Raw genomic sequence first — 14,512 nt, forward strand, 5'->3', positions numbered from 1 at the left:
TCTGAGGAGGATTCAGAAATATGGATTTCAAGCAACATATCGCAATTGTACCGGATTATCCGAAAGAAGGTATTGTGTTTAAAGACATTACACCTTTAATGAATGACGGTAAAGCATACAAAGCAGCAACAGATGCAATCGTTGAATACGCAAAAGAAAGAGATATCGATGTTGTAGTAGGACCAGAAGCTCGTGGTTTCATTATCGGTTGCCCAGTTTCTTATGCGTTAGAAGTAGGATTTGCGCCAGTTCGTAAATTAGGAAAATTACCACGTGAAGTAATTACAGTTGACTACGGTAAAGAATATGGTAAAGATGTTTTAACAATCCATAAAGATGCAATTAAGCCAGGTCAACGCGTATTAATTACAGATGACCTATTAGCTACAGGTGGAACTATCGAAGCGACAATTAAGCTAGTTGAAGAACTTGGCGGAGTTGTAGCAGGGATTGCATTCTTAGTAGAGCTTACTTACTTAGATGGTCGTAAAATGTTAGATGGTTACGATGTATTAGTATTAGAAAAATACTAATCACTATATAGGTAAAACTACGGTGATAAAAAGTACCCGTGAATCTCTTGGAGAGGAGCGGGTACTTTTGTATAATTGAACAAAAAATCATGGTGAAATGTCAGTAAAATCTTTTCCTTTTCACAATTCACAATCATTGGGTTATAATGATAGAATATAATTTATTCTATTAAATAAAGATAAAGTCAATTTTCAATAAAAGGTGATTCGATGGCAAATGAGCAGGTACTAACAGCTGAACAGGTACTCGAGAAAGCAAGTCAATATTTAGTGGATGAAGATATTGAGCTAGTAGCACGTGCCTATGAATATGCACGCGATGCGCATAGCGAACAATACAGAAAATCGGGTGAACCGTATATTATTCATCCAATTCAAGTTGCAGGTATTTTAGTTGATTTACACATGGATCCAGCTACGGTATCAGCAGGTTTCTTACATGATGTAGTGGAAGATACAGAGATTACGTTAGAAGATATTGAACGGGAATTTAACAAAGAAATTGCTATGCTTGTTGATGGTGTTACGAAGCTTGGGAAGATCAAATATAAATCTCACGAACAACAACAAGCAGAAAACCATCGCAAAATGTTTATTGCAATGGCTCAAGATATTCGAGTTATTTTAATTAAACTAGCTGATCGTCTTCATAACATGCGTACATTGAAACATTTGCCTCAAGAGAAGCAGCGTCGCATAGCGAATGAAACGCTAGAAATCTTTGCACCTTTAGCACATAGACTCGGAATTAGTACTATTAAATGGGAGCTAGAGGATACGTCACTTCGCTATTTAAATCCACAACAATATTATCGTATTGTAAATTTAATGAAGCGTAAACGTGCAGAACGTGAAGAATATTTAGACGAAGTAATGACTGGTATTCGTGAGAAATTAAAAGAAGTTGCAATTCAACCTGAGATCTCTGGAAGACCGAAACATATTTACAGTATTTATCGTAAAATGGCACTGCAAAATAAACAGTTCAATGAAATTTATGATTTATTAGCTGTACGTGTCGTTGTAAATAGTATTAAAGATTGTTATGCAGTGCTTGGAATTATTCATACGTGCTGGAAGCCGATGCCAGGTCGTTTTAAAGATTATATTGCAATGCCAAAAGCAAATCTATATCAATCTCTTCATACGACTGTAATTGGACCGAAAGGTGATCCGCTTGAAGTGCAAATTCGTACGAAAGAAATGCACGAAATTGCAGAATTCGGGATCGCGGCACACTGGGCATACAAAGAAGGAAAAACAGCAGAAACAACAGGTACATTAGAGAAGAAACTCACGTGGTTCCGTCAAATATTAGAATGGCAAAATGAAACTTCTAATGCAGAAGAATTTATGGAGTCATTAAAAATTGATTTATTCTCTGACATGGTATTCGTCTTTACACCGAAAGGCGATGTAATGGAATTACCACTTGGATCGGTTCCAATTGATTTCGCGTATCGTGTCCATTCGGAAATTGGGAATAAAACAATTGGTGCAAAAGTAAACGGGAAAATGGTGACGCTGGATTATAAATTAAAAACAGGCGATATCATTGAAATTTTAACGTCGAAACATTCATATGGCCCAAGTCAAGATTGGGTAAAACTTGCTCAAACATCTCATGCGAAAAATAAAATTCGTCAATTCTTTAAGAAACAACGTAGAGACGAAAATATTGAAAAAGGCCGTGAACTTGTTGAAAAGGAAGTACGTGGTCTAGAGTATGAGATGAAAGAAGTATTAGCGCCTGATAACTTAAAACGCGTCGCTGAGAAATTTAACTTTGCAAATGAAGAAGATATGTTTGCAGCAGTTGGATATAGCGGAATTACAGCTTCGCAAATTGTTACGCGACTAACGGACAAGTTCCGCAAGCAACGCGAAGAAGAAGAAATTGTTGAAGTTAAAGAAGTTCGTAAACCGATGAAAATTCGAAAATGGGATTCTGGTGTAAAGGTAAGCGGTGCTGATAATTTATTAATCCGTTTATCGAAATGCTGTAACCCAGTTCCGGGTGATGATATCGTTGGGTATATTACCAAAGGCCGAGGTGTATCGATTCACCGCCGTGATTGTGTAAATGTTCATACAGAAGAAGCGATAGAACGTTTATTAGAAGTTGAGTGGGAAGGTAGCCCTGAAAAAGAAATAGAGTATAACGTTGATATTGAAATTTCAGGTTACGATCGCCGCGGTTTATTAAATGAAGTACTGCAAGCTGTTACAGAGACGAAAACATACATTTCAGCTGTTTCTGGTAGAAGTGACCGTAATAAGATGGCAACAATTAATATGTCAATCTCGATTCGTAACTTACAACACTTGAAAAAAGTAGTAGAACGCATTAAACGCGTTCCAGAAATTTATGCAGTACGACGCATGATGCATTAATAGGGAGTGTAGAAAGATGAGAGTTGTTTTACAACGATCAAAGAAAGCGTCTGTCACAGTAGACGGTGAGATCGTAGGACAAATTCCGTTCGGTTTAACATTACTAGTTGGCATTACGCACGAAGATACAGAAAAAGATGCAACTTACATTGCGGAAAAAATTGCAAACTTACGTATTTTTGAAGATGAGAGTGGAAAGATGAATCATTCTGTACTTGATGTAGAAGGACAAGTTCTATCTATTTCGCAATTCACATTATACGGAGATTGCCGCAAGGGAAGACGTCCAAACTTTATGGATGCTGCGAAACCTGATTATGCAGAGCGTTTATACGATTTCTTTAATGAAGAAGTTCGTAAACAAGGATTACATGTGGAAACAGGGAAGTTCGGAGCAATGATGGATGTTTCTTTAATCAATGATGGTCCGGTGACCTTAATTGTAGAAAGTAAATAGTGTTGATAAAAAAGAGAGGGTTATATAATCCTCTCTTTTTTATACATTGTTGTATGTTTTGTTCATTTATTTGGAATCAATAGCAGTTTCGGTTATGTATAACTCTCCCATCAATATGGAACAATAAAAAGTAAAACATCCATATTGAATGTGAGGGATATACGTATGCGTATGAATGAAAAAGGGCATTCTGTTACAAATGGTGCAAATCAACTATTTAACGTGAATTTTCATGATTTTATTTCAAAAGAGCAAAACAATACTTCAATGGAGCTTGCTTCCGAGTTTGGGATTTCTCTTCAAGATGTAAAGCGTTTAAAGAAGCAGATTGAACGTTCTTAGAGCACTTGACAATCCTACTTAACAAACGTATAGTAATTTTATATTTACATATGAATATAACCGTTGATAGAGAAGAGTAAATGAGACACACATGGAAAGAGAAGGAATGTCTTAGGCTGAAAACATTTCTGCATGATGACTGATTGAATGACACTCTAGAGGTTTCAACTTGAACGGCATATACGCTTAGTAGGGATGAACGCACATTTAAGCGTTATTAAAAAAGTGGAAGCATACGTGCTTCAATTAGGGTGGCACCACGGGTATAATACTCTCGTCCCTACTGTTTAAACAGTAGAGGCGGGAGTTTTTTTATTTTTATTAAGATTAAAACAATTTGAGGAGGAACTGAATATGTCTATTCAAATCCCACGCGGAACGCAAGATATTCTTCCAGGCACTGTTGAGTTATGGCAGTATATCGAAGGGCAAGCACGCGAAATTTGCCGTCGTTACAATTATAAAGAAATTCGTACACCAATTTTTGAGCACACTGAGCTATTTTTACGCGGTGTTGGTGATACGACAGATATCGTACAAAAAGAAATGTACTCATTCCAAGATCGTGGAGAGCGCAGCTTAACATTACGTCCAGAAGGTACTGCACCTGTTGTACGTTCTTACGTTGAAAATAAAATGTTTGGTGATGCAACACAACCAACGAAATTATACTATATCGGTCAAATGTTCCGTTATGAAAGACCACAAGCAGGTCGCTATCGTCAATTCGTACAATTCGGTATCGAAGCAATCGGCAGTAATGACCCTGCAATTGATGCAGAAGTAATTGCACTTGCTGTTGAATTTTACCGCGGCATGGGCTTAAAAAATATTAAAGTTGTATTAAACAGTTTAGGTGACGCAGCGAGCCGTCAAGCGCACCGTGATGCATTAATCGCACACTTTGAGCCACGTATCGGCGAATTCTGTTCTGACTGTCAATCTCGCTTAGAAAAGAACCCACTTCGAATTTTAGACTGTAAGAAGGACCGTAACCATGAATTAATGGGAACAGCACCATCTATTACAGAATACTTAAACGAAGATTCAGCAATATACTACGACAAAGTTCAAGAACTATTAACGATGATGGATGTTCCGTTTGAAAAAGATCCGAACTTAGTGCGTGGTTTAGACTACTACCAACACACTGTTTTTGAAATTATGAGTGAGGCAGAAGGTTTCGGTGCGATCACTACATTAAGCGGTGGTGGCCGTTATAACGGACTTGTACAAGAAATCGGTGGACCAGAAATGCCAGGTATCGGTTTTGCAATGAGTATTGAACGTTTAATTATGGCGCTAAAAGCTGAAAACATCGAATTACCACTTGAACATAGTATTGATTGTTACGTTGTGGCGCTTGGCGAAAAAGCGAAAGACCATGCTGCAAAAGTTGCGTTCGATCTTCGTAAAGCTGGATTGTCAGTTGAAAAAGATTATTTAGATCGTAAAATGAAAGCACAATTTAAATCAGCAGATCGTCTAAAGGCGAAATTTGTAGCTGTATTAGGAGAAGATGAGCTAGATAAAGGCATCATTAACTTAAAAGATATGGCAACAGGTGAACAAGAAGAAGTAGCGTTAGATGTATTTGCTTCATACGTAGCAGAGAAATTAATATAGGGGGAACTTACAGTGGCTGAAAGAACACATGCATGTGGAAAAGTAACAGTAGAAGCTGTTGGACAAACAGTTCAATTAAAAGGTTGGGTACAAAAACGCCGTGACTTAGGTGGATTAATCTTTATCGACTTACGTGACCGTACAGGTATCGTGCAAGTTGTATTTAACCCAGAAACATCAAAAGAAGCGTTAGAAGTAGCAGAAACAATTCGTAGCGAATACGTATTACACGTAGAAGGTACAGTTGTTGAACGTGGTGAAGGCGCAATTAATGACAATATGGCAACTGGTCGTATTGAAGTACAAGCAACAAAAGTAAATGTACTAAATGCAGCGAAAACAACGCCAATCATCATTGCTGATGATACAGATGCATCAGAAGATGTGCGTTTAAAATATCGTTATTTAGACTTACGTCGCCCAGTAATGTTTAACACATTCAAAATGCGTCATGACGTAACGAAAACAATTCGTAACTTCTTAGACACAGAAGAGTTCTTAGAAGTAGAAACACCAATTTTAACGAAAAGCACGCCAGAAGGAGCTCGTGACTATTTAGTACCAAGTCGTGTGCATGATGGTGAATTCTATGCACTACCACAGTCACCACAGTTATTTAAACAGCTTCTTATGGTCGGCGGATTTGAGCGTTACTATCAAGTAGCACGTTGTTTCCGTGATGAAGATTTACGTGCGGATCGTCAACCGGAATTCACGCAAATTGATATCGAAGCTTCATTCTTAACACAAGATGAAATTTTAGATATGATGGAGCGTATGATGACGAAAGTTATGAAGGATGCAAAAGGTGTAGAAGTTAGTGCACCATTCCCTCGTATGAAATATGCTGATGCAATGGCTCGCTACGGTTCTGATAAGCCAGATACACGCTTTGAAATGGAACTAACAGACTTATCTGAGTTTGCAGCAGGTTGTGGCTTTAAAGTGTTTACAAGTGCTGTAGAAAGCGGCGGACAAGTAAAAGCAATCAATGCAAAAGGTGCTGCAAGTAAATATTCTCGTAAAGACATCGATGCATTAACTGAATTCGTGAAAGTATACGGTGCAAAAGGTCTAGCTTGGCTTAAAGTTGAAGAAGACGGTTTAAAAGGACCGATTGCAAAATTCTTCGGTGAAGAAGATGCAAATGTGTTAATGAGCACATTAGAAGCTACTGCTGGCGACTTATTACTATTCGTAGCAGATAAGAAGAGCGTTGTTGCAGATAGCTTAGGCGCACTTCGTTTACGTCTAGGTAAAGAGCTTGAGTTAATTGATGAAAGTAAATTTAATTTCCTATGGGTAACGGATTGGCCACTTCTTGAGTACGATGAAGATGCAGATCGTTACTTCGCAGCTCACCACCCATTCACAATGCCATTCCTTGAAGACGTTGAGTTACTAGAAACAGCACCAGAAAAAGCACGTGCACAAGCATATGACCTTGTATTAAACGGTTATGAGCTTGGTGGTGGATCACTTCGTATTTACGAGCGTGACGTACAAGAAAAAATGTTCAAAGCACTTGGATTCTCACAAGAAGAAGCGCAAGAGCAATTCGGATTCTTATTAGAAGCATTCGAATACGGTACACCACCACACGGCGGTATTGCATTAGGTTTAGATCGTCTTGTTATGCTGCTTGCAGGCCGTACGAACCTTCGTGATACAATTGCATTCCCGAAAACAGCAAGCGCAAGCTGCTTATTAACAGAAGCTCCAAGCCCAGTTGCAGAAGCACAGCTTGAAGAGTTAAACTTAAAATTAAGCTTAAAAGAAGAGAAGTAAGAATAGGGTCTAGATGGTTATACTAATACCATCTAGACTTTTTTTGAGAGGTTGTTTAAAAAGTCCGGTTTAGATAACTGTCGCATCTCATCGTTGCTTCGCCAGTTCGGTGCTCGAGTAGTATTTCTACACTGCGCTCCTCCTGGCTTCAGCGCCTCGATCTGCTCGGTTCTCTAAATCCTCCTTTTTAAACGTGTATTGAAAGGAAGTAAAAAAAGACCGGTTTACACTATGTTTTCATTATCGAAATATGTATTTTTAGGAATTCTATAACTTTTTCTATACAAATAGTCGGAAAAACGCTAGAATACATGGTAGACCATTTTTGTAATAGGAGTGTAGAGCTGAATGTTACATCAATTTTCACGTAATGAATTAGCCTTCGGTAAAGAAGGACTTGAAATATTAAAAAATAGTACAGTCGGTATTTTAGGAATTGGCGGCGTAGGCTCTTTTGCAGCTGAAGCGTTAGCACGTTCTGGCGTTGGACGTCTTGTATTAGTTGATAAAGACGTTGTAGATATTACAAACGTAAACCGTCAAATTCACGCTTTAGTATCTACTGTAGGACGTTCAAAAGTAGAATTAATGAAAGAGCGTATCGCAGACATTAACCCAGAGTGTGAAGTAATTGGACTTGAAATGTTTTATACAGATGAAACATATGAAGAGTTCTTTAAGCACGGTTTAGATTTCGTAGTGGATGCATCTGATACGATTACGTTCAAAATCCATTTAATTAAACAATGTTTACGTCGTAAAATTAAAATTATCTCATGTATGGGTGCAGCAAATAAAATGGATCCAACTCGTTTCCGTATTGCGGACATTTCTAAAACACATACAGATCCAATTGCGAAAGTCATTCGTACGAAGCTTCGTAAAGAGGGTATTAAAAAAGGTGTAAAAGTTGTCTTCTCTGACGAAAACCCAATCGTAATTCGTGAAGAGGTACGTAAAGAAATCGTACCAGACGAAAATGCAAAAATTCGTAAAGCGAAATTACCGCCTTCATCAAATGCATTCGTACCATCTGTGGCAGGCTTAATCATGGCAAGTCACGTTGTACGTGAACGTATTAAAAACGTTGAAGTGAAGCGTGTAGGGCAAGAATAAAAAGAAAGCATATATCCGTCAAGGGTATATGCTTTTTCTATTATGTTTTAAAGAATTGCAGATATTTGCAATACTAATAATTCGAATGTAAGTAATCCTAATAAAGAATAATCGTATTTATCCGACTTATAGGCGGAAATCTTTTTTAAACTCTTAATGGTAAAAAGACCTAATATTAGAACGAGAATACCGAGTGTTATTTTGAAGACTATTAATGAAATAGCAACCATCGCCCTTAAAATGTATATGTTTATAATAACATTTTAGTAAAAAATATCTAATCTATACCGAGAGTTTTCTTGTGTGATAGGGAGGGATATTCCTTGTCGAATCATCGATATATTAAAAAAATCGTTGATATATTTTGAGTTACGATAGATATATTTGAAAAATCGTCGGTGTAATTTCATTTACCGACACATACATATATACTCTCCACCAAAGAAACAAACAGGGATGTCACTTAGTCAAAAAAGTGACATCCCTGTTTTTAATTCTCTGCAGAATAAATAATATCTAAATTTCCATTTTGATCTGTTTTGAAAATCGGGGCAATTTGCTCTTCTTGCTCTTCGACTGAAACAAGTTTTCGAGCACGATCCATAATTCGAACAAGCATCGCGTAATCTTCTTCGATTGCTTGTTGTTTTTTTGTGAGTACCGCTAATTTCGTTTCAAGTTCATGATTCGTTTTTTGCAGAGAAGTGAGCTGAGCTTGTAATACATCATTTTCAGTTTGCAACTTTGCGAGTGAAGGGTTATTATGCTCCAAGTTTTGCAAAAATGAGATGACATTTTGCATCGTAAGTTCTTGTTTACTTGGCGTAATATCTTCAGAAAACTCAGCATCGATTACGAGTTGTTTCGTTTTCGTGAACTGATTTTTTTCTATTTTAGCTTCAGAGCGCTTTAATTCTTTACGTTGTTTCTTCGCAAGCTGCACAGCATCTTCGTAATTCGGCCTTACTTCAGCATTCCATCTAAAGCCGCAAGCTGCTGAAGTCCGGTTCAACGTATCGCCGACTTCATCAAATGCTTTTATTTGTGTACTTCCGCTGCGAATATGTCGTAAAACAGTTTCTGCTAAAAGGAGATCATCTTCTTTTGTCCATGCATCTTGACGTGTTTTCATAAGCGAAGCCTCCATAATGGTGACGTTTTCGTTTATGTTACCCTTTATTTTTCGTTTTATTCGAAGTTTGTAATCTTTCATAAACAGTAGAAAGGGCTTGCTCAAATTTCCCTGTCGTTTTCGGTTTATAATATTGCTTGTTTTTTATTTTATCAGGTAAGTATTGTTGCCTTACCCAGCCATTTGGATGGTCGTGTGGATATAAATATCCAATGCCTCTTCCAAGTGATTCTGCGCCTTTGTAATGACTATCTTTTAAATGGCTTGGAATGTCACCTGTTTGACCGTTGCGTAAATCGTGTAATGCAGCATCAAGTGCTTTATAAGCTGAATTTGATTTTGGTGATAAGCATAGCTCGATAACGGCATTTGCAAGTGGGATGCGTGCTTCTGGGAATCCAACTCGTTCAGCTGATTCAATTGCAGCTAGTGTACGTGGTCCAGCTTGTGGGCTAGCAAGTCCAATATCTTCATAAGCCATAATAAGAAGGCGTCTGCCAATACTTTGTAAATCACCTGCTTCAATAAGGCGTGCTAAATAATGGAGCGCTGCATTTACATCACTTCCGCGCACTGATTTTTGAAATGCTGATAATACGTCATAATGAGCATCGCCGCCTTTGTCGTGAACGAAGCTCTTCTTTTGTAAGCATTCTTCCGCAATCTCGAGTGTGATTTCAGCCGCTTGATCGTCTGTAGTAAAGCTAGATAATACAGCAAGCTCAAGTGCGTTATAAGCGGAACGCATATCACCACCAGAGGCATTTGCAAAGTGATGTAGTGCTTCATCTGTTACCGTTACAGCATATTCTCCAAGGCCTTTTTCTTTATCTTCTAAAGCTCTTTTTAACCCAATTAAAATATCATCTTCTGTTAGTGCGTGTAATTCGAAAATTTGACACCTGCTTCGAATAGCGGAGTTTATTGCATGGAATGGATTACTTGTCGTTGCACCAATTAAAGTAAGAAGTCCGCTTTCTAAGTGAGGTAATAGAAAGTCTTGCTTTGCTTTATCTAGACGGTGAACTTCATCTAAAATTAAAACGAGGTGTCGATGCATCTTCGCTTCTTGCACGACAACTTCCATATCTTTTTTATTGTGAGTAACAGCGTTCAATAGACGAAACGGGGTACCGGTACTTCCAGCAATTGCACTGGCAATGGATGTTTTTCCTGTACCTGGAGGACCGTATAAAATCATAGATTGAAAATGATTGGCTTGGACCATTCGCCATAAAATCTTTCCTTCACCAACTAAATGTTGTTGCCCAATAATTTCTTGAATATTTGTAGGGCGCATTCGATGTGCGAGTGGTTGTTTCATTTGGACCGTCTCCCTTAATATATAATCTCGTTCTATCGTATCATTTTTTTCTACGAAATTTGAAATAGGATGCTGTTTTATGGGAAAAATGAAGGATAATATTTTCATTTTTCTTTCAATTGTAATAATTTCCGAGTTTTTCAATGTGATTTTATGTTATCATTTTGATACACAAGTTGAAATTTCTTATAATACTATATTATGCTATAATTTCATAGGATTTTAAATTGTGTTCTTTTTATAAATAAGATATAACCAATAGAAGTGAAAATTTGAAAAGAGGTGCAAAATAGATGAAAATTTCAACGAAAGGCCGCTATGGCTTAACAATTATGATTGATCTTGCAAAAAAGTTTGGTGAAGGTCCGATTTCATTAAAATCAATTGCGCAGGCGCATGACTTATCTGAGCATTACTTAGAGCAATTAATTTCACCACTTCGTAACGCTCGTCTTGTAAAGAGTACGCGCGGGGCATATGGCGGATATGTATTATCTGATCAACCGGCTAACATTACAGCTGGGGATGTAATCCGTGTATTAGAGGGACCGATTAGTGTTGTAGAAATGATAGAAGAAGAAGAGCCAGCGCAGCGCCAGTTATGGATGCGTGTTCGTGATGCGGTGCAAGAAGTGTTAGATAGTACAACGTTAGAAGATTTAGTACGTTATGAGGAAGAAAATCACGGGGGCTATATGTTTTACATTTAATTCCTTGTGAAACGATTTGGAAAGAAGGAGATTTAATGGAACGCATTTACTTAGATCATGCTGCGACATCTCCGACTCACCCAGAAGTGGTCGAAAAGATGATTCCATATATGACAGAAATATTCGGGAACCCGTCTAGTATTCACTTTTATGGACGTCAAACTCGTCACACAGTAGATGAGGCGAGAAGAGTGTGTGCACGCAGCATTCATGCGAATCCGAATGAAATTATATTTACGAGCGGTGGTACAGAAGCTGATAATTTAGCGCTTATCGGTGTAGCACGTGCGAACCGTCATAAAGGTAACCACATTATAACGACGCAAATTGAACATCATGCGATTTTGCATACGTGCGAATTGTTAGAGCGTGAAGGGTTTGAAGTGACATATTTACCTGTCGATGAAACCGGGCGCATTCAAGTTTCTGACATACAAAAGGCATTAACAGAAGAGACGATTCTTGTATCTGTTATGTTTGGGAATAATGAAGTAGGGACGATGCAACCGATTGTGGAAATAGGAAAGCTGTTAAAAGAGCATCAAGCGTATTTCCATACAGATGCGGTACAAGCTTACGGTTTAGTAGAAATTAATGTGAAAGAGTTTGGTATTGATTTATTATCAATTTCAGCTCATAAAATTAACGGGCCAAAAGGTGTAGGTTTCTTATACGCTGGTGCAAATGTGAAATTTGAACCGTTATTAATAGGCGGAGAGCAAGAAAGAAAACGCCGTGCTGGTACGGAAAATGTGCCTAGTATTGCTGGGCTTCAGTATGCAATTCTTATAGCTGAAAAAACTCGTGAGCAAAAAAATGTCCAATATGAAGAGTTTAAAGATATAATGGTATCTGTCTTCAAAAATGAAGGCATTACTTTCGAGGTAAACGGAAACTTAGAACATCGCTTACCGCATGTACTTAATGTAAGTTTTACAGGAATGAACATTGAACCTTTCCTTGTGAACTTAGACTTAGCTGGCATTGCAGTATCAAGTGGTTCTGCTTGTACAGCTGGTTCGATTGATCCATCACATGTATTAGTAGCGATGTTTGGAAAAGACTCCGATCAAATACGTTCATCCGTACGCTTTAGTTTTGGACTTGGAAATACGAAAGAGCAAATTGAAAAAGCGGCGTACGAAACAGTGAAAATCGTGAAGCGATTAACACAAAATTAGCATGGGAGGTGACATGATGAACAAACTACCTCACGAAACACGCGTTGTCATCGGAATGTCCGGTGGCGTCGATTCATCTGTAGCAGCACTTTTATTAAAAGAGCAAGGTTATGATGTAATCGGAATTTTTATGAAAAACTGGGATGATACAGATGAGAATGGTGTCTGCACAGCAACAGAAGATTACAATGATGTAATTGAAGTGTGTAACCAAATTGGTATTCCGTATTATGCAGTAAACTTTGAAAAACAATACTGGGATAAAGTATTTACGTACTTCTTAGATGAGTACCGAGCTGGTCGTACACCAAACCCAGATGTAATGTGTAATAAAGAAATTAAATTTAAAGCATTTTTAGAGCATGCAATTGCGCTTGGTGCGGATTATGTGGCAACAGGCCATTATGCACGCGTTGCTTATATGGACGGCGAATATAAAATGCTTCGCGGTGTTGATGACAATAAAGATCAAACATATTTCTTAAATCAATTAAGCCAAGAGCAATTATCAAAAACAATGTTCCCGTTAGGTGAATTAAAGAAACCGCAAATTCGTGAAATGGCGAAAGAAGCTGGCTTAGCGACAGCGGCGAAAAAAGATAGTACAGGTATTTGCTTCATTGGTGAGCGTAACTTTAAAGATTTCTTAAGTAACTACTTACCGGCACAACCAGGTGTAATGCAAACATTATCTGGTGAAGTGAAAGGGAAGCATGACGGTTTAATGTATTATACAATTGGACAACGTCATGGCCTTGGAATTGGTGGTAATGGTGATCCATGGTTTGCTGTTGGGAAAAATCTAAAAGAAAACATTTTATATGTTGATCAAGGATTCCATAACGAACTTCTATATGGTGATGAAGTTATTGCTACGAATGTAGGATGGGTAAGTAACAAAGAAAAAGAAACAGAATTTAAGTGCACGGCGAAATTCCGTTATCGTCAAGAAGACAATAAAGTAACGGTTCAAATCGTTGATGAAAATACAGTTCGTATTCTTTGTGATGAGCCAATTCGTGCAATTACACCAGGACAAGCAGTCGTTTTCTATGATGGAGATGAGTGCTTAGGCGGTGCTACAATTGATGAAGTGTACCGTAGTGGTAAGAAATTGGATTATTTAGGATAAATGAGAAGCCTCTGCCGATTAGCGGTTAGAGGTTTCTTTTACATAAAGCGAATTTTCGTTCGCTTGGAAAATACATTCTTTGTTATAATTTGTTGTAGAGGTGAAGGACATGTCAAACAAACTTGAAACAGGTATTCAATATATGCAAGAAGGAAACTGGGAAGAAGCAGCTAAAAATTTTACAGAAGCAATCGAAGAAAATCCGAAAGATGCGCTTGGGTACATTAATTTTGCAAATTTATTAGACGTATTAGGTGATAGCGAGCGAGCGATTTTATTTTATAAACGTGCACTAGAGTTAGATGATAAATCTGCAGCAGCCTATTATGGTTTAGGAAATGTATATTATGGCCAAGAGCAATTTACTGAAGCGAAAGCTGTATTTGAACAAGCAATGCAAGCTGGATTACAATCAGCTGATGTAACATTTATGTTAGGTATCACACATGTACAGCTTGGAAATGATCGTCTTGCACTACCATTCTTACAAAGAGCAACAGAATTAGATGAAAACGATGTAGAAGCTGTATTCCAGTGCGGACTTTGCTTCGCGCGACTAGAACACGTTCAAGAGGCGAAACCTTATTTTGAAAAGGTATTAGAAATGGATGAGGAGCATGCAGATGCGTATTACAATTTAGGTGTTGCGTACGTATTTGAGGAAAATAATGAGAAGGCTCTCGCTTTATTTAAGAAAGCAACTGAAATTCAGCCAGATCACTTTTTAGCGGGTAATGGCGTTCGTTTATTAGAGCAAGAAGCTGAATAAGATAAAAA

Annotated in this window: 13 protein-coding genes and 1 other annotated feature; of the genes, 11 read left to right on the forward strand and 2 right to left on the reverse strand. The window is 37.8% G+C overall.

The window, feature by feature from the left end:
* The first annotated feature begins 20 nt into the window (after window positions 1–20).
* The 7 genes from ACTFRY_RS02360 to ACTFRY_RS02390 all read left to right on the forward strand — a co-directional run bounded on the left by ACTFRY_RS02360 (window position 21) and on the right by ACTFRY_RS02390 (window position 8,256).
* Window positions 21–533: an adenine phosphoribosyltransferase gene (locus ACTFRY_RS02360; RefSeq protein WP_000346215.1), complete on the forward strand. Its 513-nt coding sequence runs from the start codon at window positions 21–23 to the stop codon at window positions 531–533.
* Window positions 534–743: 210 nt separating this feature from the next.
* Window positions 744–2,927 carry a GTP diphosphokinase gene (relA, locus tag ACTFRY_RS02365; protein WP_001262813.1) on the forward strand — a complete coding sequence of 728 codons (2,184 nt, stop codon included), beginning with the start codon at window positions 744–746 and terminating at the stop codon, window positions 2,925–2,927.
* A gap of 16 nt (window positions 2,928–2,943) precedes the next feature.
* A complete protein-coding gene (locus tag ACTFRY_RS02370; RefSeq protein ID WP_001266965.1) occupies window positions 2,944–3,384 on the forward strand; it encodes a D-tyrosyl-tRNA(Tyr) deacylase in 441 nt (146 codons plus the stop codon).
* 165 nt (window positions 3,385–3,549) lie between these two features.
* Window positions 3,550–3,726: a hypothetical protein gene (locus ACTFRY_RS02375; RefSeq protein ID WP_001242605.1), complete on the forward strand. Its 177-nt coding sequence runs from the start codon at window positions 3,550–3,552 to the stop codon at window positions 3,724–3,726.
* A 54-nt stretch (window positions 3,727–3,780) separates the two neighbouring features.
* Window positions 3,781–4,011: a binding site (T-box leader), on the forward strand.
* Between the two features lie 69 nt (window positions 4,012–4,080).
* Window positions 4,081–5,352 carry a histidine--tRNA ligase gene (gene hisS / locus ACTFRY_RS02380; protein ID WP_000027081.1) on the forward strand — a complete coding sequence of 424 codons (1,272 nt, stop codon included), beginning with the start codon at window positions 4,081–4,083 and terminating at the stop codon, window positions 5,350–5,352.
* Window positions 5,353–5,364: 12 nt separating this feature from the next.
* Window positions 5,365–7,140 (forward strand): aspartate--tRNA ligase, encoded by a 1,776-nt coding sequence (gene aspS / locus ACTFRY_RS02385; protein ID WP_098616173.1) that lies wholly within the window; start codon window positions 5,365–5,367, stop codon window positions 7,138–7,140.
* Window positions 7,141–7,488: 348 nt separating this feature from the next.
* A complete protein-coding gene (locus ACTFRY_RS02390) occupies window positions 7,489–8,256 on the forward strand; it encodes a tRNA threonylcarbamoyladenosine dehydratase (protein WP_000903176.1) in 768 nt (255 codons plus the stop codon).
* Window positions 8,257–8,746: 490 nt separating this feature from the next.
* On the opposite strand, the gene ACTFRY_RS02395 is transcribed toward ACTFRY_RS02390, so the two are convergent.
* Together ACTFRY_RS02395 and ACTFRY_RS02400 are read right to left on the reverse strand one after the other, a co-directional pair.
* Window positions 8,747–9,388, reverse strand: coding sequence for an RsfA family transcriptional regulator (locus ACTFRY_RS02395; RefSeq protein ID WP_000857722.1), 642 nt, complete (start codon window positions 9,386–9,388; stop codon window positions 8,747–8,749).
* 37 nt (window positions 9,389–9,425) lie between these two features.
* A complete protein-coding gene (locus ACTFRY_RS02400; RefSeq protein WP_000812919.1) occupies window positions 9,426–10,712 on the reverse strand; it encodes a replication-associated recombination protein A in 1,287 nt (428 codons plus the stop codon).
* 293 nt (window positions 10,713–11,005) lie between these two features.
* On the opposite strand from ACTFRY_RS02400, the gene cymR reads away from it, so the two are divergent.
* The 4 genes from cymR to ACTFRY_RS02420 all read left to right on the forward strand — a co-directional run bounded on the left by cymR (window position 11,006) and on the right by ACTFRY_RS02420 (window position 14,504).
* On the forward strand, window positions 11,006–11,422 hold the full coding sequence (cymR, locus tag ACTFRY_RS02405) for a cysteine metabolism transcriptional regulator CymR (protein ID WP_000704116.1): 417 nt from the start codon (window positions 11,006–11,008) through the stop codon (window positions 11,420–11,422).
* 35 nt (window positions 11,423–11,457) lie between these two features.
* The gene (locus ACTFRY_RS02410) at window positions 11,458–12,603 is read left to right on the forward strand and encodes a cysteine desulfurase family protein (protein ID WP_098616174.1); all 1,146 of its coding nucleotides are present in this window, start codon (window positions 11,458–11,460) and stop codon (window positions 12,601–12,603) included.
* A gap of 16 nt (window positions 12,604–12,619) precedes the next feature.
* Entirely contained in the window at window positions 12,620–13,735 is a 1,116-nt protein-coding gene (mnmA, locus tag ACTFRY_RS02415; protein WP_001038010.1) for a tRNA 2-thiouridine(34) synthase MnmA, read from the forward strand.
* Between the two features lie 109 nt (window positions 13,736–13,844).
* Window positions 13,845–14,504 (forward strand): tetratricopeptide repeat protein, encoded by a 660-nt coding sequence (locus ACTFRY_RS02420; RefSeq protein ID WP_000066409.1) that lies wholly within the window; start codon window positions 13,845–13,847, stop codon window positions 14,502–14,504.
* Window positions 14,505–14,512: the final 8 nt, after the last annotated feature.

This window comes from Bacillus cereus group sp. MYBK195-1, from assembly GCF_051916605.1.
Lineage (GTDB): Bacteria > Bacillota > Bacilli > Bacillales > Bacillaceae_G > Bacillus_A > Bacillus_A cereus.

What these genes read in the sequence shown, in the direction of transcription:
- ACTFRY_RS02390 (WP_000903176.1), top strand. Translation starts at nt 7,489, where the DNA reads ATGTTACATCAATTTTCACGTAATGAATTAGCCTTCGGTAAAGAAGGA.
- ACTFRY_RS02410 (WP_098616174.1), top strand. Translation starts at nt 11,458, where the DNA reads ATGGAACGCATTTACTTAGATCATGCTGCGACATCTCCGACTCACCCA.
- hisS (WP_000027081.1), top strand. Translation starts at nt 4,081, where the DNA reads ATGTCTATTCAAATCCCACGCGGAACGCAAGATATTCTTCCAGGCACT.
- relA (WP_001262813.1), top strand. Translation starts at nt 744, where the DNA reads ATGGCAAATGAGCAGGTACTAACAGCTGAACAGGTACTCGAGAAAGCA.
- ACTFRY_RS02400 (WP_000812919.1), bottom strand. Translation starts at nt 10,712, where the DNA reads ATGAAACAACCACTCGCACATCGAATGCGCCCTACAAATATTCAAGAA.
- mnmA (WP_001038010.1), top strand. Translation starts at nt 12,620, where the DNA reads ATGAACAAACTACCTCACGAAACACGCGTTGTCATCGGAATGTCCGGT.
- cymR (WP_000704116.1), top strand. Translation starts at nt 11,006, where the DNA reads ATGAAAATTTCAACGAAAGGCCGCTATGGCTTAACAATTATGATTGAT.
- ACTFRY_RS02375 (WP_001242605.1), top strand. Translation starts at nt 3,550, where the DNA reads ATGCGTATGAATGAAAAAGGGCATTCTGTTACAAATGGTGCAAATCAA.
- ACTFRY_RS02395 (WP_000857722.1), bottom strand. Translation starts at nt 9,388, where the DNA reads ATGAAAACACGTCAAGATGCATGGACAAAAGAAGATGATCTCCTTTTA.
- ACTFRY_RS02370 (WP_001266965.1), top strand. Translation starts at nt 2,944, where the DNA reads ATGAGAGTTGTTTTACAACGATCAAAGAAAGCGTCTGTCACAGTAGAC.
- ACTFRY_RS02360 (WP_000346215.1), top strand. Translation starts at nt 21, where the DNA reads ATGGATTTCAAGCAACATATCGCAATTGTACCGGATTATCCGAAAGAA.
- ACTFRY_RS02420 (WP_000066409.1), top strand. Translation starts at nt 13,845, where the DNA reads ATGTCAAACAAACTTGAAACAGGTATTCAATATATGCAAGAAGGAAAC.